23 protein-coding genes, 1 tRNA gene and 1 pseudogene are annotated in these 23605 nt (G+C 66.0%); 14 read left to right on the forward strand and 11 right to left on the reverse strand.

Annotated features, from left to right (window positions below; translation table 11 throughout):
• Positions 1-11: 11 nt before the first annotated feature.
• From ACRARE_RS02810 to ACRARE_RS02845, 8 genes are all read right to left on the reverse strand, one after another.
• Entirely contained in the window at positions 12-3152 is a 3141-nt protein-coding gene (locus tag ACRARE_RS02810) for a BPTD_3080 family restriction endonuclease (RefSeq protein ID WP_432654888.1), read from the reverse strand.
• On the reverse strand, positions 3152-6094 hold the full coding sequence (locus tag ACRARE_RS02815) for a site-specific DNA-methyltransferase (RefSeq protein ID WP_432654889.1): 2943 nt from the start codon (positions 6092-6094) through the stop codon (positions 3152-3154). The genes ACRARE_RS02810 and ACRARE_RS02815 overlap by 1 nt, the downstream gene beginning before the upstream one ends.
• 322 nt (positions 6095-6416) lie before the next feature.
• Positions 6417-7094: a hypothetical protein gene (locus tag ACRARE_RS02820; RefSeq protein ID WP_432654890.1), complete on the reverse strand. Its 678-nt coding sequence runs from the start codon at positions 7092-7094 to the stop codon at positions 6417-6419.
• Complete coding sequence (locus tag ACRARE_RS02825; protein WP_432654891.1) at positions 7091-7684, reverse strand: hypothetical protein; 594 nt, start codon at positions 7682-7684, stop codon at positions 7091-7093. Before ACRARE_RS02825 ends, ACRARE_RS02820 begins: the two co-directional genes overlap by 4 nt.
• 166 nt (positions 7685-7850) lie before the next feature.
• Positions 7851-8513 carry a hypothetical protein gene (locus ACRARE_RS02830; RefSeq protein ID WP_432654892.1) on the reverse strand — a complete coding sequence of 221 codons (663 nt, stop codon included), beginning with the start codon at positions 8511-8513 and terminating at the stop codon, positions 7851-7853.
• Positions 8510-9061, reverse strand: coding sequence for a hypothetical protein (locus ACRARE_RS02835; RefSeq protein WP_432654893.1), 552 nt, complete (start codon positions 9059-9061; stop codon positions 8510-8512). Before ACRARE_RS02835 ends, ACRARE_RS02830 begins: the two co-directional genes overlap by 4 nt.
• A 346-nt stretch (positions 9062-9407) precedes the next feature.
• Positions 9408-9881: a hypothetical protein gene (locus ACRARE_RS02840; RefSeq protein WP_432654894.1), complete on the reverse strand. Its 474-nt coding sequence runs from the start codon at positions 9879-9881 to the stop codon at positions 9408-9410.
• Positions 9874-10170, reverse strand: a complete 297-nt coding sequence (locus ACRARE_RS02845) for a helix-turn-helix domain-containing protein (protein WP_432654895.1) — start codon at positions 10168-10170, stop codon at positions 9874-9876. The genes ACRARE_RS02840 and ACRARE_RS02845 overlap by 8 nt, the downstream gene beginning before the upstream one ends.
• An 88-nt stretch (positions 10171-10258) precedes the next feature.
• Between ACRARE_RS02845 and ACRARE_RS02850 the strand changes: the two genes are divergently transcribed.
• The 9 genes from ACRARE_RS02850 (at position 10259) to ACRARE_RS02890 (ending at position 16744) form a co-directional block, all read left to right on the forward strand.
• A complete protein-coding gene (locus ACRARE_RS02850) occupies positions 10259-10516 on the forward strand; it encodes a helix-turn-helix domain-containing protein (protein ID WP_224896116.1) in 258 nt (85 codons plus the stop codon).
• A 353-nt stretch (positions 10517-10869) separates the two neighbouring features.
• Positions 10870-11100, forward strand: coding sequence for a hypothetical protein (locus tag ACRARE_RS02855; protein WP_432654896.1), 231 nt, complete (start codon positions 10870-10872; stop codon positions 11098-11100).
• A gap of 73 nt (positions 11101-11173) precedes the next feature.
• Positions 11174-11332 carry a hypothetical protein gene (locus tag ACRARE_RS02860; protein WP_432654897.1) on the forward strand — a complete coding sequence of 53 codons (159 nt, stop codon included), beginning with the start codon at positions 11174-11176 and terminating at the stop codon, positions 11330-11332.
• Complete coding sequence (locus ACRARE_RS02865; protein ID WP_432654898.1) at positions 11329-11607, forward strand: hypothetical protein; 279 nt, start codon at positions 11329-11331, stop codon at positions 11605-11607. The genes ACRARE_RS02860 and ACRARE_RS02865 overlap by 4 nt, the downstream gene beginning before the upstream one ends.
• A 32-nt stretch (positions 11608-11639) precedes the next feature.
• Positions 11640-12854 (forward strand): DNA polymerase III subunit beta family protein, encoded by a 1215-nt coding sequence (locus ACRARE_RS02870; protein WP_432654899.1) that lies wholly within the window; start codon positions 11640-11642, stop codon positions 12852-12854.
• 12 nt (positions 12855-12866) lie between these two features.
• Entirely contained in the window at positions 12867-13187 is a 321-nt protein-coding gene (locus ACRARE_RS02875) for a DUF2312 domain-containing protein (protein WP_432654900.1), read from the forward strand.
• Positions 13187-13549, forward strand: a complete 363-nt coding sequence (locus ACRARE_RS02880; RefSeq protein ID WP_432654901.1) for a hypothetical protein — start codon at positions 13187-13189, stop codon at positions 13547-13549. The genes ACRARE_RS02875 and ACRARE_RS02880 overlap by 1 nt, the downstream gene beginning before the upstream one ends.
• Positions 13549-15492 (forward strand): DNA cytosine methyltransferase, encoded by a 1944-nt coding sequence (locus tag ACRARE_RS02885; RefSeq protein ID WP_432654902.1) that lies wholly within the window; start codon positions 13549-13551, stop codon positions 15490-15492. The genes ACRARE_RS02880 and ACRARE_RS02885 overlap by 1 nt, the downstream gene beginning before the upstream one ends.
• Before the next feature lie 625 nt (positions 15493-16117).
• The gene (locus tag ACRARE_RS02890; protein WP_432654903.1) at positions 16118-16744 is read left to right on the forward strand and encodes a tyrosine-type recombinase/integrase; all 627 of its coding nucleotides are present in this window, start codon (positions 16118-16120) and stop codon (positions 16742-16744) included.
• 34 nt (positions 16745-16778) lie between these two features.
• On the opposite strand, the gene ACRARE_RS02895 is transcribed toward ACRARE_RS02890, so the two are convergent.
• Together ACRARE_RS02895 and ACRARE_RS02900 are read right to left on the reverse strand one after the other, a co-directional pair.
• A tRNA-Arg gene (locus ACRARE_RS02895) sits at positions 16779-16855 on the reverse strand.
• Between the two features lie 155 nt (positions 16856-17010).
• Positions 17011-18435 (reverse strand): sensor histidine kinase, encoded by a 1425-nt coding sequence (locus tag ACRARE_RS02900; RefSeq protein ID WP_432654904.1) that lies wholly within the window; start codon positions 18433-18435, stop codon positions 17011-17013.
• 386 nt (positions 18436-18821) lie between these two features.
• Here ACRARE_RS02900 and rpmH point away from each other — a divergent pair, with 386 nt between their 5' ends.
• The 3 genes and pseudogenes from rpmH to yidD form a co-directional block, all read left to right on the forward strand.
• On the forward strand, positions 18822-18956 hold the full coding sequence (rpmH, locus tag ACRARE_RS02905) for a 50S ribosomal protein L34 (RefSeq protein ID WP_005980833.1): 135 nt from the start codon (positions 18822-18824) through the stop codon (positions 18954-18956).
• 108 nt (positions 18957-19064) lie between these two features.
• Positions 19065-19586, forward strand: a complete 522-nt coding sequence (rnpA, locus tag ACRARE_RS02910; protein WP_432654905.1) for a ribonuclease P protein component — start codon at positions 19065-19067, stop codon at positions 19584-19586.
• Positions 19583-19843 (forward strand): annotated as a pseudogene (yidD, locus tag ACRARE_RS02915) (membrane protein insertion efficiency factor YidD); the annotation flags it as partial. The gene rnpA and the pseudogene yidD, both read left to right, overlap by 4 nt.
• Before the next feature lie 100 nt (positions 19844-19943).
• On the opposite strand, the gene ACRARE_RS02920 reads toward yidD, so the two are convergent.
• Positions 19944-20867 carry a YwqG family protein gene (locus ACRARE_RS02920; protein ID WP_432654906.1) on the reverse strand — a complete coding sequence of 308 codons (924 nt, stop codon included), beginning with the start codon at positions 20865-20867 and terminating at the stop codon, positions 19944-19946.
• A 72-nt stretch (positions 20868-20939) separates the two neighbouring features.
• On the opposite strand from ACRARE_RS02920, the gene ttcA reads away from it, so the two are divergent.
• Together ttcA and ACRARE_RS02930 are read left to right on the forward strand one after the other, a co-directional pair.
• The gene (gene ttcA / locus ACRARE_RS02925; protein WP_432654907.1) at positions 20940-21803 is read left to right on the forward strand and encodes a tRNA 2-thiocytidine(32) synthetase TtcA; all 864 of its coding nucleotides are present in this window, start codon (positions 20940-20942) and stop codon (positions 21801-21803) included.
• Between the two features lie 57 nt (positions 21804-21860).
• The gene (locus ACRARE_RS02930; RefSeq protein WP_432654908.1) at positions 21861-23405 is read left to right on the forward strand and encodes a putative bifunctional diguanylate cyclase/phosphodiesterase; all 1545 of its coding nucleotides are present in this window, start codon (positions 21861-21863) and stop codon (positions 23403-23405) included.
• Positions 23406-23605: the final 200 nt, after the last annotated feature.

A 23605-nucleotide genomic window follows, 5' to 3' on the forward strand; every position in this document is an offset into this window, starting at 1 on the left:
CCACCTACTGCTCAAAGTAACTGAAACGGCCCCTCTTCCCACTGGGAACCAGTAAACGCATTCATCTGGACGCCAAGCCGCCCCGGATCCTCTACCAACAGGTATCTCCATACGCCGTGATCACCGAGGCGATTGACGGCTTCGGTCCAACGCTCGGCCGCCTTCGCCTTGGCATCGGCGTCGTCAGTGACCTGCCCCTTGATCTCGACAATGACGTTCTCCTCCCGATCCGTGACAACGATGAAATCCGGTATGTAGCGCGACAGCAGGCCACGATGCCGGTAGGGGATTGTGAACCCCAGCCGGTCGTTCTTGACCCATCTCTTCACCCCAGGATGGCTGTCGAGAAGGAAGGAGGCACTTTGCTCCCACTTCTTAGTGTCAGCCACCATTGCATTCAGATGACACCTCGTGACCGGGTAGATCGGTTTCGTCGTGTGAAAATCGACGTAGAGCGTGCCTCCCCTGCCCGCTGCACCTTGGGGTATGATGGCGATCTCGCCGCCGCGTGTTGCCGATCCCTTTTTGATGGCTTCAAGCAGGGAGCCGATTGCAGCCTGCATGTATTCGCCGACCAGCAGCACGTCACACGGCCGGCTATCACCCTTTCGATCCAGCTTTTTTTCAAGGAATCGCTTCGCTGCGAACGCGACCTTCGGGAAAAGCTGCTGGACTGGAACTGCTTCGGCGCCGTTGTCCGAGAGCCAGCGGTCGCAGATCTCACGTGCCAACCTGAATGCAACCTGCTGATCGCGAAACCGGGCGCGCCAGTCCTTCAACGAGAGGACCGGGCGTTCGCCCGGCCCGAATGCCGCCAGAGTCCCGTCAGGTGTTGTCAGAGGGGTCAGCTCAACCATCTGCGGGATCTTCATCGGGTCGATCGTCACCTTGGCAACCTTGCTCCAGTCGATATGCACATCGAACTGGCCCGACTGATGGTAGCCGGTCACGATGGGAAAGGTGATCTCGTACTCCGCCTTCTCCGGGACCGAGTAGATGTGGTTCGGATCTGGCGGCGGCGGTTGGGGTCCGACCGGCTTCACCTTGAACGGAATGAGCTCGAAGGGGACACCGAAGACCTTGGCAGTCTCCTCGGCGAACACCTGAGCTTCTTCGTCGAGCGCATAGCTCTTGCGCCGCAATGCCCGTCCGACGACCTGCTCGCACAGGAGCTGTGAACCAAAAGGACGGAGCCCGACGATGTGCGTGACCGTGTTGGCGTCCCAGCCCTCCGCCAGCATCGCGACCGAAACGATGCAACGGACGTCTCGCCCCGGCGGGATGCGCTCATCGATCCATTTCAGCGAACCGTCGCTGTCGTCGCTGGCCACCTTGTCGTTGTGCTTGCGTACCAGCTCGGACCAGTCCTCGGGGATCTTGCCGCCCGGCCATTCCGGTTTGCCCACTGTGTCGAGGATGAATCGCAGCCGTTTGGTCTCATCCTTTGACCCACCTTGCTCGATGTCCTCCATGACCTTCGAGTCAATCCTGACAGTGACCTCCTGCCCGGGCGCATTCCGGAACCAGGCAGGAGAAACCCCGTAGCTGTCGTTCCCATTCGCCAGCCAGTTGTGGACTTCCTTGGCAACGGCGGTGTCCCGGCAGACGACGATGAACACCGGCGGCACTGGATGCTTCTGCTGCTGCTTAGAATGCTGTTCCCATTCTAGGAAACGCTCGTGCCACTCCTGAGCCAGCAGGTTGATGGGTGCGGACGCATAGTTCATCACGATCTCGGGCGTAATGCTTGTGCCGAGGCCATCCTCCTTGGCCTTCGCTTGAACCCATCGCCAGATGTTGAAGTAGGCGGCTTCCTCGGCGCCCGAAACGTCGCGCGCCGGAAGCTGCGGAATCTTTACAAGCCCGGACTCGATCGCATCCAGCAGACCAAAATCTGATACGACCCACAGGAACGGCTTCCCGACTTCATTTCCCGAGCCTTGGATGTAGAACGGTGTCGCCGAAAGATCGACGCAGAGGTTGATCCCACGCCGCCGGCTGCCACCCGCGAGCTTGTTGATCCTGTCCAAGCCCTCGATCCAGATCGTGGCCTCACGAGCGTTCTTCTTCGCGAGGTGCTTGTCCTCGTCAAGGCTTTCCTCGCTCGCGGCGTCTCCTCTGCGGTAAGCGTGGTGCGCCTCGTCGTTGAAAATCAGCCAATGGGTGCTCCTCCCCTTGCCGCTGCCAAGCTCCCGCCGGATGCGCTTGAACCATGCCTGGTCGGACTCGAAGTACTTCGTCTCGACGCTCTCGTTTGCCTTGCCCGCGTTCTTCACTACCTTGACCGGCTCACCGGTTTTCACCACCTTGGCGCTGTCGCCGTTGACCGAGTTGGTCTCCTTTTTCGCCAGCCGATGCCAGTTCGCGATCATGACTTCGCCACGCCGCAGCTCTTCCATCCGGTGCGGCGGGACCAGTTGCCTTGTGCGGTAAAGGCTGAGATCGCCGAGCGCCGGATCCAGTTCCTGCAGCCGCTCGCGGATCGTCACGTTGGGGCATACGATCAGGATGGTGTCCGAGAACCGGTCGTCCCGCGGGGAGGCCACGCGGTTCAGGATCGACCAGGCGGCTAGCATGCCCATGACGGTCGTCTTGCCGCTGCCGGTCGCCATCTTGCAGGCGTAGCGCAGAAAGGCGCGCGCACCGGCCGCCTTGGCTTCAAGCCCCGGCTCGTCCTTCGGGATTTCTGGAAGGCCCTTGCGATAGATGTCCTTCGCCTCGACGAGGAAGATGATCGTCTCGGCCGCTTCGATCTGGGCGAAGAACAGGCGCTGCATCCGCTGATCGCTGCGCCACAGGTCCAGAAGCTCGCGCGTCACCGGGGACGCGCCATCATATGCCACGCCACCACTGTGCACGCCCGCCCGCCAGTCCTTCACTCGGCCGCGGATGGCATTGACGATCTCGAGCTCGACTTCCTCGCCCGCCTGATTCTCGAACAGCTCAGCCTGGTCGCGGCTTGCGCGCCCCCGTCTGGCATGTTCCGGTACGCGGTAAAAGTAGCTCGCCCGGCGGCGGCCATTAGCTTTGTAGGGCGGCTTGGCCTTCTCGATCTTCCAGTGACACTTCGGTTCCTCAAACGGCGAGTTAATGATAGGCGATTCGACCTCGGCGACGGTGAGCGGGGCGTCCTGCTGTGCAGACACGGGCATCAGACGGCATCCTCTTCGCTGCGGGTCGCCATCAGCTCGTTGCCGCGTTCGTCGATCACCTTCACAGCGATGCGCTTCTTGTCACCCAGCGCGAAGGGCTCGCTGACTGTGCCGGCGAGGTGAGACCAGACGCTGTCCTCGAACTGGCCCTTCAACGATTTCTGCAGGTTATCCCAGGCGCTGGTCTTGGGAAAGAACACCTGGCTCGCGTAGAACGCCATTCCGTTGTGATTGGTGTCGAGCATCCAGCAGGGCAGATTCTCGGCGTCGATGTGGTCCGTGTCCATCAGGTGCGGCAGGAAGATGTCGAGCCCGCGTAGCACGATGCGATAGAGTGGCGTGCCGTCGTCGCGCTTGCCCGCCTTCTCCAGCCGCACATCCGGCAGGCCGGTGATCGAGAAGATCTCGCTGCCCTTCGTCGTCTTGAGTAAGTCCGACATCACAACATCCGGCGTCATCGAGATGTAGGCGGTCGGGATCTTCATCTTCTCGAGGATCTCGCGCGCCTTGGCCTGGATCGCGAAGCCGAATAGGAACAACTGGCCAAAGCCCTGCTGCATGGCCTCTATGGCTGCGTTGAACACGTAGTCCGAACCGATGGCGCCGTCTTCGGGGCCGAAGGCGATGGCGATGGTCCTCTCGCTGCCGTTCTTCGCAACGGCCTCCGCATGCAGAAACTCGCGGTCGGCCAGCGGACGGACATTCTCGAGCTGCAACGTCTCGTTACCCGGCAGGCTGAGCGACTTGCTTTGCCGCAGCACCTCGACCATGCGGTCGAGATAAGCGCGCGGGTTGGAGGTTTGCGTCTGCGCCGCAACGGTGTCGCCTTCCTCCTCCATGCTCACGGCTGCCTGGATGGTGGCCTCGACAGTGAAGGGGCCGCACACGCGGGTGATCTTCTTATTTTCCTCTGGCCTGTCTACCACCACAACGAAATCTGGCTCTTCGCCTCGTGTGATTGATCCCAGCGTCAAATGTGGAACGAGCCCGCCAACGTCTTCGCCCCGCCGGTTCTTCTTTCTCTTGTATAAAAAGCCGCCTTCTGGACCGCGGGACGGGTTCTTCAACTGATACCAAGGAAAGACTGTCGTCAGCAGTCTCTGGCGAGCCAGCGCAATAGGCACACGGGAGGTATCAACGGTAATCCAGCGCCTTCCCCAATTCTCTGCGGCTACGGCTGCTGTTCCGGAACCGCAAGTAATATCCAAGACTAGGTCACCTGGATCCGAGCTCATAAGCATACATCGAGCTATGGCTTTCACATCGGTTTGGACGACGTAGACTTTGCCTGAAACGCCGACGTTGTCTGTCCAAATATTTGTCAGCGATTGCACCGGGTAGTCATCGAGATAAAGCTTGTACCTCAGAGCTTTCTTTGTGCTGTAGAGGCGGTTGGCCTCGGCTAGTTTCTTCATGCCGTCGCGGTTCGTCTTCCAGCTCTTCCCTGCTGTGGGGGAATACGTTTTCCCATTCCATTTGAAGTCGAACACGCATGACTCAGTGCGGCCAGACGATGCTAAATCCAAGCTTGTGAAAACACGGGCTCCTTCGGGTAGAGGGAGCCCATTGCGCTCTTCTGCGCTTACGGACCGAATTGTACCATCAGCCAGTTCCACAAGACTGAACTGCGTGGCTTCACCAAGCGGCTGATCGCGATACAGACGGTTAAATTTCATTAGTCCCGAGGCGAAAGATTTGCCGTACCAAAGAATGTAATCGCCAACGTTCGCCAGATACTTATTCCGAAGGGGGATTTTAGTTTGAAAGGTTACTTGTGAGACAAAGTTCTCGGCCCCGAAAACTTCGTCGAGAAGCTCGCGCACGTGATGAAGATTTTCATCAGAGATTTGAACAAAGATTGATCCCGACTCGTGCAGAAGCTCTTTTGCCAGAAGCAGCCTGTCTCGCATGTACGCCAGGTATGAATGGAGCCCGAGTTCCCATGTGTCTCTGTAAGCTTTCACCATCTCGGGTTCGCGGATCATGTGATCGTCTGGGCCATGCTTCACATCGCGCTTGCGAACAAAAGGCTGAAAGTTCGATCCATATTGAACCCCATAAGGAGGATCGAAGTAGATCATCTGCACCTGACCGCCCATCCCTTCATACTCGGTGAGCGAGTTCATCACCTGCAGTGAGTCACCGAGGATTAGGCGGTTGGTCCAAGGGCCCTTGTGCTGGTAGGCGTCCAGCCGGTCGGCGATGTCGAGGTCCAGATCGCCGAACAGGTCCAAGGTCTGGCCGCGCGCCTTGTGCGATTTCAGGGTCTCGAGGATCGCCTGAGTCGAATGCCGCTCGTGCACGAACAGTGGCAGCGTAGGCACGGTGATCTGCTGCCGCTCGGCCTTGCCCGCCCAGTTCAGGAAGGGCTTGGTCAGGCTGCGCAGCCGCGCCGCGCATTGTGAGAGCGAGGTGAACCGTTCCTCCGTGCCCTCCCAGACCTGAGGCTCGGCAAAGACCGTGGCCTCTCCCTTCTCCGCGGCCTCTCCCACCAGGTTGAGCAGCCATTCCGCAAAGGGCCGTTCGCCGTTCTCGTCCCACGCCAGTTCCGGCGCGAGGCTGGAGTCGTAGCGATAGGTCTTCGGCGGCTTGCGATGCGAGAACTGCGCCTCGACCCCGACATCAGGGCGCAGCACAGCCTCGTCGGCATGTGCATAGGCGGCCGCCCCGTTCCCAGCCGGCATGGCAGCAACCTTGGGCTTCGTCGACGCGGAGGCCGTGGGCTCCGGTGTCTGCCCATCCGTGCGAGAGATCGAGCCACCCCGTCCGCGCCCCTTCGCCAGCAGCCCTTCAGCGACAAGCTTATCGCGAGCAGCGAGGTATTCGACTTCGGTTAGGTCAGGTATTTGCTCGCGGAGCGACGCCATCACGGAGCCATTGCCAATAGCAGTGCCGTCTTGTGGGGTCACGGAAAGGATCAGGTCGGTCAGACTAATGGACATATGACAATTGCGCTCACGAAACGGTGGGTTTTGGCTACCCTATCGAGCGAGTTGCTGGTTTGCACGCCGGATTTAGCTTAGCTGCTCGACGCGACGAAGGGCGGCTTCGAGAAAGCGGCCTTGCAGCGATGGCAGTTATCGTGAACGGCAGTTCTGGGCCGGAATCGCTTGGAACGCGACCGGAGGTTGCTCGTGTGCCATGTCCGGTTCCTGCGCAAAGCTGCCATTGAAGCATTGCCTCATGAAGGTCCGCTTTTGACCTGACGGCACCCCTGAAAGCGGAAGGCCGAGGCAATGCCCCGGCCCTTCTCTCCCCCGGCCCTCAAGCCGCCCGCGCCGCCCTCTCCGCTTCCCATGGCTTCATCGGCGGCAGGGCCTCGGTGACCTGGTGCGCGGTCAGCCCGCCGTAGATCCGGAAGGTATCCCGCAGCTCTTTTAGCGCCGACCACCACAGCAGGTAGTCCCGCCGGGCGCGCGCCTGGTCGCGGGGGTGGTTCTCGATGGTGATCGGGCAGCAGCGCAGATCCACCTCACGCACCTTGCCGCGGCTGGTGTAGCGCGCCTTGCCGCAGGTCTCGGTCACAGCAAAGCGCCCGTGCTTCGTCTGCTTCCAGTCCACCGGTTGGACCTGCGGGGCAAGGTCCGAGCCCCAGCCGAGCGTTTCGCCGGCGCGGCAGAGATCCGCGATCACCAGCGCCATGCGCCGGCCTCCGACGCCCTCCGGCAGCTGCGCCAAGGCATCGGCCACCGCGTCAGCGTCAGGGTGCGGCTCAGAGGTTCCCCCGCCCTGGACCCGGCAGCCAAGCTCCGCCTGCCGCATCAGGATGTGCTCCATGCCGTAGCCCTTGAGCGCACCCTGCGGTCGCTCATTGGCGCCCTGGTCGAAGTCGATGCGGATCTTCTCCTTCTGAAACGCCCAGTCGAGGAGCTGCAGGATGCTGGCCTCGCGCGGAGAGGCGCTACTCAGCCCGCGGGGGCGGTGCCGGAGGGCCATGGTCATGCTGCCTCTCCCTGTGCCTGGCCGCGCCGCACCAGCTCGCGTGCCGCATCCTGATGCGCCTCGTAGGCGTGGAGCCACTCGCGATCCGTGGCGTCGACCGGCAGGCGCAGGCCAAGGCGCTCACGCAGGCGGGCGACCTTCGACTGGGCCGCCCCGGCCCGGTCGGCGATGATCCGGCGTTCCTGCGGGTTCAGCGGAGGACGGTGTTTGCTGAGCCACCAGCGGTATTCCTCGACCAGGCGCCCTTCGGCCTGGGCCGCTCTGCCCGCGGCGCTGCCGAACCAGCTGGCCAGCCCGGGCATTTCCTCCAGCGGGCGGGGCTGCGCCACCTGCGCCAGGGCCACGAAGGCCGCGTGGCTGGGCCAAAAGTCCCGGGCCCGGCCCTCGCCCTTCGAACGCATCGCCTCGAAGAGACGCCGCAGGTTGGCGTCGCTCATGTAGCCCAGCTCATCCGCCAGCCGGTCGAGGCGCTTGCGGCCCTCCTCCGGCTCCACCGCCTTCGGGAAGCGGAACCCGATCCCCTCCAGCGGTCTCAGCAACAGCCGGCGCACCCGGTCCCGCTTCGTCTCGTGATCCTGCTCGATCCGCATCCTCTTGCCCTTTCTCAGCCTTGGCTCGACTTATCCACAGGCTCGACGGCGGCTCTGTCCGCTCAGCGCCTGTTTCTTTCTATTTTCATGTCAGTGTCCCTATCGATGCAGACACTAAGTTAGTGTCCGCTAACGTCTGTTAGTGTCTGTCAGACGTTAGCGGACATTAGCTGACGCTCGCCGGCCCCTTCCGGAACAGTCCCTTGCGGTCCTCGGCCACGCAGGCCTGGATCGCCTCGTGCAACTCCTGCGCCGTACGCCGGGAACCGCCCCGCTGCGCGATGCGCGCGTCGACGTAATCGTTGATCCAGCGCACCTTGCGCCGGTCCTCGGCCAGCGAGGGCGCGAGTTGCGCGATGTCCTCGGTCAGCCGCGCCAGCTTGCGGGCGATCGAGGCTTCCTCGACCCGGGCCGCATGGTTGGCGCGCGCCGCGAAGGCTGCCGAGACGATGCGGGTCACGACCGGGTGCATCAGCCGGACACCCTCGCCACAGCGGCAGGGGATCCAGCCGTGCAATGGGCCGAACTCCAGCTGGCAGAGGGCCTCGAAGTGGGTCAGGTCGACGGCGGGCTGGACCATGCGCGCCAGGCGCTTCACGTCATGGGGCAGCGTGCCCACCGGGGTCTCGCCATGGGCGAGGTTCACCAGTTCGAACCACATGGACTTGCACTCGTGGGTGCCGTTCCAGCGCATGTCCGAAGACATCCAGCGCCGGTGCTCCCACTGGATGAAGGAATGGGAGTCGAGGCGCAGATCCGGGTCGAGCGGATACTCGGGGATCGCCTCCAGATCCATGGGCGCATGAACGGTGAGCCGCGGGGCGGTCACGCGACCTTCCTCCGCTTTGCTGCGGGGATATCGAGCTTGAGCCGATCCCGGCGCAGGCGCACCGCATCCTTGTGGCAGCCAGCAAGCCGGGCGATCTCGGTCAGCCCGCGCTGGCCATCGACCAGCGCCAGGATCTTCCGGGTGATCTCCTCGTCATCGCCCGAGACGGACTTCTCGCGCCCGCCCCGGAGCGGCGCGGGCTTGGGCCGGGCGATCTCCAGCCCGTCCTCGCGCGCCACCCGCTGAATGCGCTGGCGTGCCGTGTGGCGCAGCAGGATGATCTCGCTGATGCTCAGCCCGTCCTTGATGTCCTGGGCGATCTCGCGATCTTTCAGCCGGTCCGCCAGTGTCGGCACCTGCGCGCGCTGCATTGTCCGGAAGCCGCCCTTGAAGGCCTCGTTCCGGGTGATGAGCGACTGGGTCTTCGGGTCCCAGACGTAGTCCCGGTCCATGCCGCTGACGCCCGCGGGGATGCGCCGCTTCTCCTCGGGGATACGCTCCAGCGCCTCGTCGATCAGACGGCGCTCTTCTGCGGTCACGATGTCCATGCGGAACTCTCCAGGGAAAAAGCGGGGCGCGCCGGGAGGGACGCGCCCCCAGTCGGGGACGGACAGATCGGGACCGCAACGCCCCGGACGGCCGCGCGGTCCCGCGGGGCGGCCAGACAAGGTCCGGGGAAGCTGGCGGCGCGGAGGGACTGGAGGACATGGGCCCTCCGCGCCTGGGAGCGCCCTGCCCTGCCCGACAGCCGGCGCTCCGCACGGACCGGCGCCTGTGCCGGGGTCCGTGAGTGGATCTGGAAAGTGATCGGCGCGGGGAGCGCACCGCCAACGAAGGCGCCCTCCCCGCGACGATCGCCCGCCCGTCGGCGGGAGAGGGATGTGAGACGGGCCATCATGCGCGCCGCTCCGCCTTGCCGAGCAACGTGGCGCGGAACTGCATGGCCGCCGTAACCATCTCGTCCAGTTCGGCGATCTGGTCCTGCGCCTCTTTCGGAGAATAGTCGTGCGGGACGGCCGAGGCCGAGGAATGCGCCTCGGCATGGCGCTGCAGCACGTCCGCGAACTCCCGGGTGATACGGTGGATGTCCGAGGCGGTCGAGCCTTCAATGTTCAGCGGGTGGAAAGTACCGCCACCCAGGGCCGCGAAATGCGCCGCGATCGGCACGGCGGCCTCGGGCACGATGCGGCTCAGCCGGTCCAGGTAGTTGACGCCCAGCCCGCCCGGGCGCTGCTCCGAGACTTCCGTCCCGTGCGACAGGGTCGAGACCCCGACGCCGATGTCGTTGGCCACGGCCTCCAGGCCGCCGGCCGCGCGAATGGCGGTCTGCACCGCCGACTGGATCGAAGCGGGCCGCGCCTTACGCATGGGGAAACTCTCCGGGGGTTTTCGCGGGACAAGATTGTCTCCCTGAGCCACAAAGCTCAGGCGAACTGGAATGCCCTTTCGGCGGCTCGCCCTCAGCGGCCCTCATGCCAAAGAGCTCCGGCGGACAGGGAATGTTTGCGCTTAGAGCCAATCTGTTGACGACAAAAAACCAAGATGCCGGGAAGCGACCGCGAGATACAGCATTGCTCACAGCGCTATCACCGACACCAAGCTCAGACGCCAAGCGAGCCCGCCCTAAGATGTTTGCTATGTGGAGCGCAGATACCATGCATCATCTAAATCCACATTTCGTGGATGAATGCAATACCACAATCTGTGGTTTGCCGAACAAACCACATTCGGTGGATTATCATCCCATGGCAGAGGACGCTCCCTACTCAGAAATCGGCTCGCGCTTGCTCGCTATCAGGCGCGCGTTCTCCGACCTTTCCCAGAAGGATTGGGCGGCTCGACACGGCTTCAGCGCGACCAGATACAACAACTGGGAAACGGGGATTCGTCGCATACCCGTCGACGAGGCCGTAGTGCTGGCCGATCTTTACGGCCTCGATCTCGATTTCATATATCGCGGAAGAAGGTCTGGATTGTCTGAGAACGCCTCGAAGGCTCTCTGACTACAGCGGCCCATGTACTTGACCACATGGTCAAGCGGAACGTCCAACTGATCCGCAATCTCGATCATGCGGTCCAGGCGCCGATCTATTTCTTTCATAGCACAGTCCCTAGAACACCCCGCCAACCCGCGCTCTCCTGACGCGGCCGACTTCGCGTTCTCAATTCAACTCAAGCCGAACCCTCTCCCACTCGCACTGGCGTACCCGAGCCAAACCCACCGACCATGACGCTACATAGGGTCATGAACGGACGGAAGATGCTAGAATCAAAAAATCCACCATTGGTGAATTATAACTTGCCACAAACCACGTTTTGTGGATCTTTATTTCCATCACCACAGATGGAGGTATCGATGCTGACCCCTGACGAAAGCGCGCGCCTGCGGTCCGACTGGGCCGCGCGGAAGGCCGCCCGCGGCACCCCGATCTCGCCCGAGCGTCTGGCCCGGCTCACGCCGCACCACCTCGCCGGCGCGCCGACCGTGTCGTCGCAGATGGCCGAGGTCCTGGACATCACCGAGCGTTGCCGCGGCAAGGCCCGCGCCCTGATCGCAAGCCGCGCGCATCCGGAGGGCGCGGCATGAACCTGCTCCCCCTCGCCCTGATCGGCTGGCTTCTGACCACCGCTGCCCTGGTGCTGATCGCGGGGGCGCCGGCATGACCCGTGCTGATCGACGCTCTCTGCCCCGCCTCGCGCTGGAAGGCCTGTGCTGGCTGGCGGTGGCGTTGCTGATCGCCGCCGCGCTGCTGGACCTGCCGACCACGCTCGCCCGCCGGGCGCTCCAGCCCGACGCCACCGTCGGAGGTCAGCCATGACGGGGCGCCTGCTCGACACCCACGCGATCACCGCCTTCCTGGCGCGCGTCGCGCCGCTGAGCGGCGACGCCCTGCACGAGGCTTTCGTCGGCGCGGCGTTGGAAGGAGGCGGCCGCTTTTACGTCCCCGCCGAGGGCCGCGCCGTGCTGACCCTCTACCGGATCTCGGCCAGCGGCCCGACGGAGGCCGACGCGATTACCAACTGGATCAGCCGCGCCCGCGAGGCCGTGGCCGACACCGTCGCGGAGGCGGACGCCCTGCCCGCCTGCCCCTGACCTTCTGACACCGCCACCGGAAAGGACCTGCCATGTTGCACCAGATGCCCCGCGCCGCCGCGCCTGCCCCGGAGATATCCGAGGGCCCGAGCGCCACCGTCGCCCTTGCCGAGCTTCGGCTGGCCGCCAACCGCCTCGGGCGCGTTGTCGAACGCTTGAACACCATCCCGGCGCTCGGCTGCGTGCGGATCCGGTTCAACGGCGACCGGCTCACGCTGGAGGCCACCGACCTCAAGATGACCTTGATGCTGGATCTGGAAGCCCAGATTAGCGGGCGCGCGGATCTGGTTGTGTCGCATCGGGCGCTGGCGGGATTCCTGCGGGCCGCCCGGGGGCCGGTGACCATCACCCATATGCGCGGCGAAGATCACGACCGTGTCCGCCTGTCCGATGGCGAGATCCAGGTGACCCTGCAGCTGAGCATTCCGCCCAGGGACTTCCCGCGGCCCCACGACACTGTGGACCCCGACGGGATGCGCGGCGCCAGCGCGTTCACGCTGTCCGGCGCACAGGCGCTGCGGCTCTTCGATCTGGGGCGGTCCTGCGTCAGCCGCGAGGAAACGCGCTACTATCTCAACGGCACCTTCCTGACGACAAAACCAGAAGTCGGGACGCTGCGCGCCGTTTCTACCGATGGCTGGCGGATGGCCATCATCGACTGCGACGAGCCGGCCAGCTTCACCGAAGGGCCCCGCGCCGACGGCAGCAAGGCGACCGACCGACCCGACGGCCTCATCGTCCCGGTCCGCGCTGTCGATCTGCTCATCGCGATCGCGCGCAAGGCGGGGAACGGGGCCCTGACCTTCCATGCTGGTCCGCGGCACCTGCTGGTGACGGCGCCGGGGCTGCGCCTGGTGATCCAGGGCATCGACGGCACCTATCCGGATTACACCCGGGTCACGCCGCCGGCCTCTGATGCCTTCACCGCGCACCTGTCGGCCAGCGCCCTGAGCCGGCTCCGCACCATCGCCAGCGCCACCTGCTACGGGCGCAGCCTGCCCCTGCGTCTCGATCCCGGCGCCGGACGCATGTCGCTCAGCATGCCGGATGGCGTCGATCTGAGCATCGTGCTGCAGGGCCACGCTGCCAAGGACGGTCAGACCGCCACCTACAGCCTGGCGCTGCTGTCCGAGTTCGCCCGGATCGCGCCTGCCTTCACCCTCTCCAGCGCCGGGCGCGGAGAGCCCGCCCGTATCGTCACCGAGGACCCCGACGCGCTCTGGGTTCTCATGCCGATGCGCGACTGAGGGGGCCGGGTCATGAAGGACATGGGGTTCCCAAAGGCATCCAAGGAAGAGGCCGGGCTCAAGGAAACAGAGGCGGACCGCGAGGTGCGCGACGGCGCCTTCCGCGTCGCGGCGGGCGAGTTGCGGAGCTTCATCGAACGCTTTGAGCGGCTGGCGGCGGAGAAGAAGGACATCGCCGACCAGCAGAAGGAGGTCATGGCCGAGGCCAAGGGGCGCGGCTACGACGTCAAGATCCTGCGGCTCCTCATCGCCCTGCGCAAGCGCGAGCCCGACGACATCGCCGAGGAAGAGGCGGTGCTGCAGATGTACAAAGACGCCTTGGGGATGAGCTGATGCGCTGGCTTCTCTGTGCCCCCGTCCTCGCCTGCCCGACCGTCACCGTCCTCGCGGCCGCCGCCCTGGCGCAGGGTGGCAACCTGGTACAGCTGGCGCTCGTGCTCGCCATGACCCTCGCGCCCTATGACGCGGCACGGACGGTCTGCGACACCCCCGCTCGGCACCCGATGCCCCGCCTGCTGCGCCGGCTCGCCCCCTGCGGCCCCTACCTACTCGGCGCCGCGCCGGGCGCGGGCTGGCTGTTCGGCCAGGCGCAGGACGGCCCCTCGCTGGCGACCCTGGTGCTCTGCACCGGGCTGGCCACCCTCGCCCTGCTGCCCGCCTACCACGCCCTTGTCTGCACCCCGGAGGCCTTCTGATGGACGGAGCGCATCTTCTCGACCTTGAACTGGCCGGTGACACCCGCGCGGCGCCCCTCGGCCCGCCGCTGATCGTCGACAGCTTTGCCGGCGGCGGTGGTGCCTCGACGGGGATCGAGATGGCCCTGGGCCGCGGCCCGGACATCGCCATCAATCACAACCCGGCGGCGCTCGCTCTCCATGCGGCCAACCATCCCGACACGCTGCACCTGAGCGAGAACGTCTATCGCGTCGATCCGCTGGATCATCTGGCGGGCCGCCATATCGGCCTGATGTGGTTCAGCCCCGACTGCCGCCATTTCTCCAAGGCCAAGGGCGGCGCGCCCGTGGCCCGCAACATCCGAGATCTCGCCTGGGTGATCCCCGGCTGGATCGAGCGCATCCAGAAGAGCGGCGGCCAGGTCGATGTCGTCATCATGGAGAATGTCGAGGAGTGGAAGACCTGGGGGCCGGTGATCGAGACCCCGCGCGGGCCGATGCCCTGCCCGCAGCGCCGCGGCGAGACCTTCGACAAGTGGCGCAAGGCGATCCGCAGGCTGGGCGGCAAGATGGAGACGCGCGAGCTCCGCGCCTGCGACTATGGCGCACCGACGATCCGCAAGCGGCTCTTCGTCATCATCCGCTTTGACGGCCAGCCGATTGCCTGGCCCGCGCCGACCCACGGGGCGCCGGACGATCCCCGGGTGATCGCGGGCGCGCTGCAGCCCTGGCGGACGGCCTCGGAGTGCATCGACTGGTCGATCCCCTGCCCTTCGATCTTCGACAGCGCCGAGGAGATCCGGGAGGCGCTCGGCCTGCGCGCCGTGCGCCCCCTCGCCGACAACACCCTCGCGCGCATCGCCCGCGGCGTGGCCCGCTACGTGCTGGAGGCCGAGGCGCCCTTCCTGGTGGCTACTCACTCCATCGTGTGCTCACGCAGCATTGCCCCCTCCATCAGCGGTCATACATACCGTCACGCGAATGGTACGGCAGATTGCTCCTGCCATCTGGACCGCCTCACTTGCCAGTGCCAAATTGGTATTGGTTCGGACACACACACCTGCGAGTTCCAGAAGGACCGAAGCATTCAGAGCCAAGGCTTTGCTGTGCCATTCGCACCATCCCCCTCCAAGGATGCAATTTTGAGCCTGGTTCTGACCTACGCTCAGCAGGGCGGGAACACCCGCGACGCCACGCTGCCCCTGCACACGATCTGCGCCAGCACGAAGGACCAGAACGCCGTCCTGCTGCCGACGCTGATCCAGACCGGCTATGGCGAGAGGCCCGGCCAGGCGCCCCGCGCGCTGGACCTCGGCAGGCCGCTCGGGACCATCGTCGCCGGGGGCGCCAAGCATGCCGCCTGCGCCGCCTTCCTGGCCCAGCAGAACGGCGGGCCGCGCATGGGCATCCACGCGGGTCACGACGCCCGCGAACCGCTCTCAACCGTCGCGGCCAGCGGCAGCCACCAGACGCCCGTCGCCACCTTCTTTGCCAAGTATTACGGCACCGGGGACGGCGCGCACACCGATGCGCCCTGCCACACCATCACCGTGAAGGACCGCATGGCCCACATTCAGGCCGCCCTGCAGGCCCCGCCCTTCACCGAAGCGCATGAGGCCCGCGCCCGCGAGGTGGCCGCCTTCCTGCGCGCCCATGGCGCCTGGGACGGCGGCGACCTGGTCACCCTCGACATCTCCGGCATCCGCTACGTCATCGCCGATATCGGCATGCGCATGCTCACCCCGCGCGAGCTCTTCACCGCCCAGGGCTTCCCCCGCGACTACGTGATCGAGGGCGTCTGGGAGCAGGACAGCCATGGCGCGTGGAACTGGTGCAGCTTCACCAAGAACACCCAGGTCAGCTGCGTCGGCAACTCTGTCTGTCCCCCCGTGGCCGCGGCTGTGGTGAAGGCGAATTGTGGACAGTTGGTCGAGAAGGAGGAAGCAGAGGAGATGAGCAAATGAGCGCCGTAAGAGCATCCGTCGCCGTGATCCGCAATGCAATCAAGGCTGCAAAAGACTGTGGCGTCCCCATCGGCGCTGTCGAAGTTCTGAGAGACGGGTCAGTACGGATCCTTGCCACGCCCCCGGAGGCACTCCTACCTTCCGGAGATCAGGAGGTGAATTCATGCGACGGATTGTTCGGGGAGGCGTCAGGTTGAAGCACCTCAACAGATCGGGCACGTTTCCAAGCGGCAACCCGCGCTTTTATTTCCGCCCCAAGGGCAAGAAAGGGGTGCCCCTACCCGACCTTCCCCCCGACCACCCGGAATGGCACTCTGCCTACAGCGCACTGCTCAGCGCTCACGATCAGCGCGTGCCCCCTCCGCACGTCCATCACCGAACAGGGTCGATTGGCGCAGGCCTGCGCGCCTATATGGCCTCAGACCACTTTCTCGGTCTTGCACCGTCGACCAGAGGTGTCTGGCGGAGAATGATCGAGGACATGGAGGAGCGCTACGGTCGAGGAGCCCTCGCAGACCTCCTTCCCAGACACATCCGTCAGGACCTCGCACGCCTCCAACCCCACCCCGCAAACAACCGACTCAAGGTCTGGCGGGCGTTCGGCAGATGGAGTGTAGATGCCGGCTTGATCGATACCGACCCTTCACGTGATGTCAGAAAGCGCGCCACACTCGAGACCGAGGGACATCTTCCCTGGACACGTGAGGACGTCGCCGCGTTCAGGTCCTTCTGGCCTCACGAGAGCCAGCAGCGCCTTGCCTTTGAACTGATGCACCGGACCTGTGCCAGCATCGGTGATGCCTGCCGCCTTGGGCCCGGGATGGTCCACAATGGCTGGCTTCATTACCGGCGCAAGAAATCAGGCAGCGAAGCCGTGTGTCCCTTCACGGTTCCGGGGCCCGCCTGGTACGAGGCAGACGATCACCTCGCGCGATGCCTGGCGGCTGCACCGAGACACATGACCTTCCTCACGACCCGGCAAGGTGCACCGCGTTCGCACAAGAGTGCCGCCCAGTGGTTCAGCCGCGCCTGCACCGACGCGGGCCTCAGGGGGCTGAGCGCGCACGGCATCAGAAAACACCGTGCCTCGGTCTTCAAGGAGAACGGCGCCACGCCCGAGCAGCGCATGGCGATTCTCGGACACGAAACGCAAAGCGAGGCCGCACGCTACAGCAAGAGCGCGGACCTGCAGAAGATCGTATCGGGAAAGGAAAGTTCCAACTCAGCCGGAGCCAAGTTCCAACTTGGGTGATTTGCCCAATGTTTTCAAAGCTGGATGGAGGAAGTGGCGCACCGGGGAGGATTCGAACCCCCGACCCCTTGATTCGTAGTCAAGTACTCTATCCAGCTGAGCTACCGGTGCGTCGTGGGGCGTGATCTACAGTTGAGGCCGGGGGGGTGCAAGGGAAAAATCGAAATTTTCGTGACAAGATTTTCGAGGGCCGTCCGCCCCCCGTTCCGCGCCCTGCCCCGGGGGCCGGGGGGGCCGGGGCGCGCGGGCCTTTGGGATAAGGGCGATCAGGCCTCGGGCCGGTCCGGAGCCGCCCCATCCTCGGGCAGGGCGCCCACTTCCTTGGGCAGGCAGATCAGAAAGACGGTGCCCCCGGCGCCGGTCCGTTCCAGCTCCAGCCGGCCGCCGTGGCCGCGCAGCAATTCGGCCGAAATGGCCAGGCCAAGGCCGGTGCCGCCCTTGCGGGCGCCGCCGCTGAAGGGGGTGAAGAGGTGTTCTTGCGCCTTGGGCGGCAGACCGGGGCCGGTGTCGGCGATGCGGATCATCCACAGGCTGTCGGTCTCTTCGGCGGAAACGGCGATCTCGCCGCCCTGCCCCGTCGCCTCCAGCGCCTGGCGGGCGTTGCGCACCAGATTGGCCAGCACACGGTACAGCTGTTCGGGATCGGCGCGCAGGCGCAGACTGGCGGGCACGTCCTCGGCGAAGGAAATGTCGGCCTCTTCCGCCACCGCCAGGCGCTCACCGTCGATCACGTCGCCCACCACGTCCGCCAGGGCCAGCAGGCTGAGGCGCGGCGCCGGTTCCTCGGCGCGACCAAAGGCCAGGGTCGCCTCGCAGAGGTTCACCGCCCGGGTCACCGAATTGACCACCTTCGGCGCCAGCCGCTTGACCGTGGGATCCTCGGACATCTCCAGCCGGTCGGCGAAGAGCTGGGTCGAGGTCAGGATATTGCGCAGGTCATGGCTGATCTTGGCCACGGCAGAGCCCAGCTGCGCCAGCCGTTCCTTCTGCCGCAGGGCGCTGGTCAGCTGGGTCTCCATCTCGTGCAGCGCCTCTTCCGCCTCGCGGATGTCCGACACCGAGGCCGAGGGGGTGATGATCCGCCGCCCATCCTCGGGATCCTGGGCATAGGCCCGCATATGGCCGATCACCCGTTTCATCGGCCGCAGGATGAAGGACCGCACGGCGATGAAGAGCAAAAGCGCGGTCGAGACCGCGAACAGGGTCGAGATGGTGATCATGTAGCGCAGGTATTCCACCATCGCCGCGCGCAGGGGCGCCGTGGGCATGGTGACCTCGATCAGCAGCCCCGCCTCGCGCACCGGGTTGCCGATCACCCGGATCACCTCGTCGCTCTGCTCGACAAAGGTCAGCAGCGCCTCGCGCACCAGTTCCGCCAGGGTCGGGTCGCGCAGGTCGAAGGTATCCACCACCGGCCCCGGCACCGGCGAGGACAGCACCAGCTGGCGCGCCTCGTCGCGGCGCAGCACCACGTTGTAGACGCCCGCGTTGCGCAGCAGCTCTTCTTCCAGGTCCTCGGGGATCATGTCGTCGGCCAGAAGCGTCAGCGAGGCGATCTGCGCGCGCTCCAGACGCGAGATCAGGTAATCCTCGCGGAAACGGGCCACCGATGGCAGAAGGATCAGCACCTCTGCCAGAATCACGAAGATCCCTGTCAGGATCAGCACGCGTCCGGATAGCGAACGGAACATCGGGGGCGGTCACCTTCTGGCCCGGCATGGCGGCGCGGGGCCGCGATGGGATCACTCTTTGACATGAAACTAGGGCCTTGGCCCGTGTTTTCCCAGTGCAGGCGTTTCGGTCCTGTCGAAAAGTGCCGTTCGCCGCGCGCCCCCGGCCCCGGCGCGGCCCACGGGGGCAGAAAAACCCGCGCCCCGGGGCAGATGGGTTTGACAAGATCCCTGGGCGTTCTTATAGACCGGGCTTCGAACACCAGCGGGGCCGGGCCGATTCCCGGGACGACCTCGTGCAGCATCGCGACGATCGCGTGCCGGGGCTCCGGCGATCCAAGATCGGCGCCTTGCCCCTGAACAGAAACCCCGGTCGCCACCGCGGGAATAGAAACGGAGACGGAGCGATGAAACGCACCTACCAACCTTCGAACCTGGTCCGCAAGCGGCGCCACGGTTTCCGCGCGCGTATGGCCACCAAGGCCGGCCGCAAGATCCTGAACGCCCGCCGCGCCCGCGGCCGCAAGTCGCTGAGCGCCTGATCGACGTTCGGCGCGGGGCAACCGCGCCGGTCCGACGATCCGCTTTTGCTTGCCGCGCCGCCGCTCTGGCCCCGTGCCCGAACACCCGCGCTGACAGGTCATAAGATCATGACACCGCCGAAGGTCACGCCCGAAACTGCCGACATGGCACAGGGGGCCGGACCCTCGGCGGTTTCGTCATGTCCGGAGGGCGCCACCGAGGCGCCCGCCTCTGTCCCGGCATCCGCGCTAGAGATCCTCGCCAAACGGTCGCAATTCCTGGCCGCTGCCCGCGCCCGCCGCCAGGGCGCAGGCTCGATGATGGTGCAGGCCCGCCGCCGTGCCGAGGGCGAACCCGAGGCGCCGGGCGTGATCCGCGTCGGCTTCACCTGTTCCAAGAAGGTCGGCAATGCGGTGGCCCGCAACCGCGCCAAGCGCCGGATGCGCGAGGCGGCCCGCGCCGTGCTGCCGCTGAAAGGCCACCCCGGCTGGGACTACGTGCTGATCGGCCGCAAGGACGAGACCGCCGCCCGCCCCTTCGAGCTGCTGAAGAAAGACCTGGCCCGCGCGCTGGAGCGTCTGCACGGTGAAGGTGGCGCCTCGCGCCCCGATCCTCGCGGCCCGCGCGGCCCGAAACGGCCCGCCGGATGAGCGCGCCCGGGCGCCCCCGCCCAAAGGGACCTGGCCTGCGCCGCGCGCCCCTGGCCTGGCTGCTGGCCCTGCCGATCCGCGCCTACCGTCTGATCTTCTCGCCCTGGGTCGGGCATAACTGCCGCTACGACCCGACCTGTTCGGCCTACATCCTGGAAGCGCTGGACAAACACGGACCCCTGCGCGGCCTCTGGCTGTCGCTGCGCCGGGTGGCGCGCTGTCATCCCTGGGGCGGCATGGGGGTGGATGATGTGCCCCCGGCGCGCGGGCCTCACACCTGCGCCCACCATGGCCACGGCACCCATGGGGCCGATACGCCCCCAAAGGATGCGCCGAAGCCCTGACCCCGGGCGCGCCTCAGTAGCTGTCGTAGTGATAGAGCACCTTGTCGAAGCGCAGCGGCCCCAGATCCTTGGGCTTGATCAGCAGGTTCGCCGCGCCGCCGTCGCCAAAGCCCAGCGACAGATCGCCCTCGGCCCAGGCGCCCAGTTGCAACAGCACCTTGGCGTGGAACCGCAGCGGCCCCTGGCGCACATCCCCCTGGGCAAAAACCGGATAGCCGCCATAGCTGAAGGCGCCCGCCTTGCCCGCCGCCAGACGGGCCTCCAGCATGGCCGGATCATAGGCGACCTCTGCCTCGGCCAACCGCTTTTGCAGCGCCGCCGTCTCGCGCAGCGCAGGCCCCGGCAGATCCGTCACCGCCTCGCCCTGCAGCACCACGCCCGCAGCGCGCAAGGGGGACGACAGCGCATCGGCCCCCTGCGGCGCGCCTGACGCGTCGCGGCGCACACAGGCGCCGGCATCGGCGAAATGGAAGCTGCGGAACCCCACCTGATCCAGCGAGGGGAAGGCGCAACCCTGGGTCGCGTCATCGGCCAGAAAGACCGACAGCAGCCCCTCGGTCGGATAGCCCTCCAGCACCGGCATCTCGGCATAGTTGATCTGCGCCAGGAACAGCATCGGGCGGCCGTCCTCTTCGGGCCAGGCCATCCCCTCGGGCAGGCTGGGCCGCCCGCCCAGCGACGAGACCGGCGCCTCGGGCACCGCCTGCCCCGTCTGCGGCAGCAGACGGATGGCGGGCAGGCGCAGGGCCTCGATCTCATCCTCGACCTCAGGCGCCAGATCTGCGGAGGCGGAGGCGGGCGCCGGGGTATCGGCCAAAGGCAACTCGACCGGGGGCGCCTCGACGGCCGGGGCAATCGGCACGGCCTCTGCCGCCGGGGCGGCCTCTGCCGCGTCAGCCGCCTGCGTCTTTCCAAAAATCCTGCTCAGCCAGCCCATCAGACCCTCCGCCCTGTTCACACACTGTCGCGGAGCCTTGTCCGCTTTCCCGAAACGCACTATGGCCCGACCATGCGTGATGAATGTGACGAAATCCACCCGCTGTTCTACGGCGCCCCGCAAAGCACCGAGTTTCGGAAGCTGCGCAAAAGGATTGTGCGCTACACGCGCGAGGCGGTCGAACAATACGGCATGATCGAACCCGGCGCGCGCTGGCTGGTCTGCCTGTCGGGCGGCAAGGACAGCTACACCCTGCTCGCCGTGCTGCACGAGCTAAAGTGGCGCGGCCTGCTGCCCGTCGACCTTCTGGCCTGCAACCTCGACCAGGGGCAGCCGGGTTTCCCGGCCACCGTCCTGCCCGAGTTCCTGGAAAAGATGGGTGTGCCGCATCGGATCGAATACCAGGACACCTATTCGGTGGTCATGGACAAGGTGCCCCAGGGGCGGACCTTCTGCGCGCTGTGTTCGCGGCTGCGGCGCGGCAACCTCTACCGCATCGCCCGGGAAGAGGGCTGTTCGGCGGTGGTGCTGGGCCATCACCGCGACGACATCCTGGAAACGTTTTTCATGAACCTGTTCCACGGCGGGCGCCTGGCGACCATGCCGCCGAAGCTGGTCAATGAAGAGGGCGATCTGTTCCTCTATCGCCCCCTGGCCCATGTGGCCGAGGCCGATTGCGAGAAGTTCGCCACCGCGATGAATTATCCCATCATCCCCTGCGACCTCTGCGGCAGCCAGGACGGGCTGCAACGCCAGCAGGTGAAACAGATCCTGGATGGCTGGGAGCGCAACAGCCCCGGCCGCCGCCAGGTGATGTTCCGCGCCCTGATGAACGCCCGGCCCTCGCATCTGCTGGATCCCAAGCTGTTCGACTTTGCCGGGCTGACCCTGGGCGGCGCGCCCGAGGAAGAGGATTCGATTCCCCGCCTGCGTTAAGCGGCTATTGAGTTTCTGGACGTAGCGTCACCCTGATGAGACATGGGATGACCTGCGATGCCGGGGATCAGGGCTAGAGATGTGGCGCGCATCCGGGCGCGGCTGCGCCGGGCTGTGACCGGCCCGCAGATGGTGGCGGTGCTGCCCGCCATCTGCCTGACCGCCTTCTGGGTCGCGGGCGAGGCGGCGCTGATCCTGACCGCGCTGCTGCTGCCGGTTCTCTACAGCCTGGCGGGGTCGGACCCGCCGCCGCGCCCCGCAGGCGATACCCGTGATCCGGTGACCGGCCTGCCGTTGCGCGACGCGCTGCTGCGCGGGCTGGACCATGGGCTGCACGCGCGCGAGAGGGCGGGGGGCAAGACCGCCTGCCTGCTGGTTCAGCTGGACGAATTCGACGCCTACCGCGACCGCTACGGCCCCGCCGCCGCCGATGATGCGCAATACCGAATCGCCACCCGCCTGCGCGGCGCCCTGCGAGACGACGACACCCTGTGCCGCCTGGGCGAGGCGCGGTTCGGCATTGCCGTGGGCCCCGTCACCCAGCTGGACCTCGAAGCGGCGATTCAACTGGCCTCGCGCCTGCAAGCGGCGGTGGAAGAGCCGCTGACCCTGGATGCCACCACCGTCTATCTGTCCTGTTCCATCGGCTTTTGCCTGGGCACCCGCAGCCCACGCCCGGAAGGGGCGGCGCTGCTGGCGGCGGCGGAAACCGCGCTCCGCGAGGCCGGGCGTTTTGCCCCTTCGGCCATCCGCTCCTTCTCGGCCGAGATGCAGAAGGGCCCCCAGACCGCGCCCCTGCCGCTGGAAGATCTGGAAGAGGCGCTGGAGGCCGGGCAGATCCTGCCCTTCTTCCAGCCGCAGGTCTCGACCGACACCGGGCTGGTCACCGGATTCGAGGCGCTGGCGCGCTGGAACCACCCCGACCGCGGCATGATCTCTCCGGCGGAATTCCTGCCCATGGTGCAGCGCGCCGGGCTGATGGAGCGGCTGGGCGACCTGATGCTGGTGCAATCGCTGATCGCCCTGCGCCGCTGGGACGAGGCGGGGGTGAACGTCCCCCAGGTGGGGGTGAACTTCGCCAATGACGAGTTGATGAACCCGCAGCTGGTGGAAAAGGTCCGCTGGCAGCTGGACCGCTACGGGCTGACGCCCGGGCGGCTGACGGTCGAGGTGCTGGAAACCGTGGTCGCCGCCTCGCCCGAGGATGTGATTTCGCGCAATATCAACGGGCTGGCCAAGATGGGCTGCCGCATCGACCTGGACGATTTCGGCACCGGCCATGCCTCGATCTCCTCGATCCGGCGGTTCTCGGTCGAGCGGCTGAAGATCGACCGCAGCTTCGTGATGAAGGTGGACCGCGACATCGAGCAACAGCGCATGGTGGCGGCGATCCTGACCATGGCCGAACGGCTGGGCCTGTCGACCCTGGCCGAGGGAGTCGAGACGCCGGGCGAACATGCGATGCTGGCGCAACTGGGCTGCGACCATGTGCAGGGCTATGAGATCGCCCGCCCCATGCCCTTTGACCAGACGGTGGAATGGGTGCGCGCCTATCACGCCGGGCTGACCGAAGCGCCAAAGTTCGGCCGCCGCAGCGGCTGAGCCCGCCCGGGGGGCGTCCGCAGCTGGCCCGCCCGAGGGCACCCAAACGTCGGACATCCGCCCGCGCCCGCAGCAGGGGCGCGCCCGAGGCGGTCACCGCAGGGGCCTGCCCGCGTGCGCGCCCACCGCAGGGCCCGCCCGAGGCGGCCTGCCCGCGAGAGGCCGCACAGAGGGGCCGTTGGCCGTGCCCGACGCCGGGA

The sequence above is a fragment of the Pseudooceanicola aquaeponti genome (genome assembly GCF_050897975.1).
Lineage (GTDB): Bacteria > Pseudomonadota > Alphaproteobacteria > Rhodobacterales > Rhodobacteraceae > Pseudooceanicola.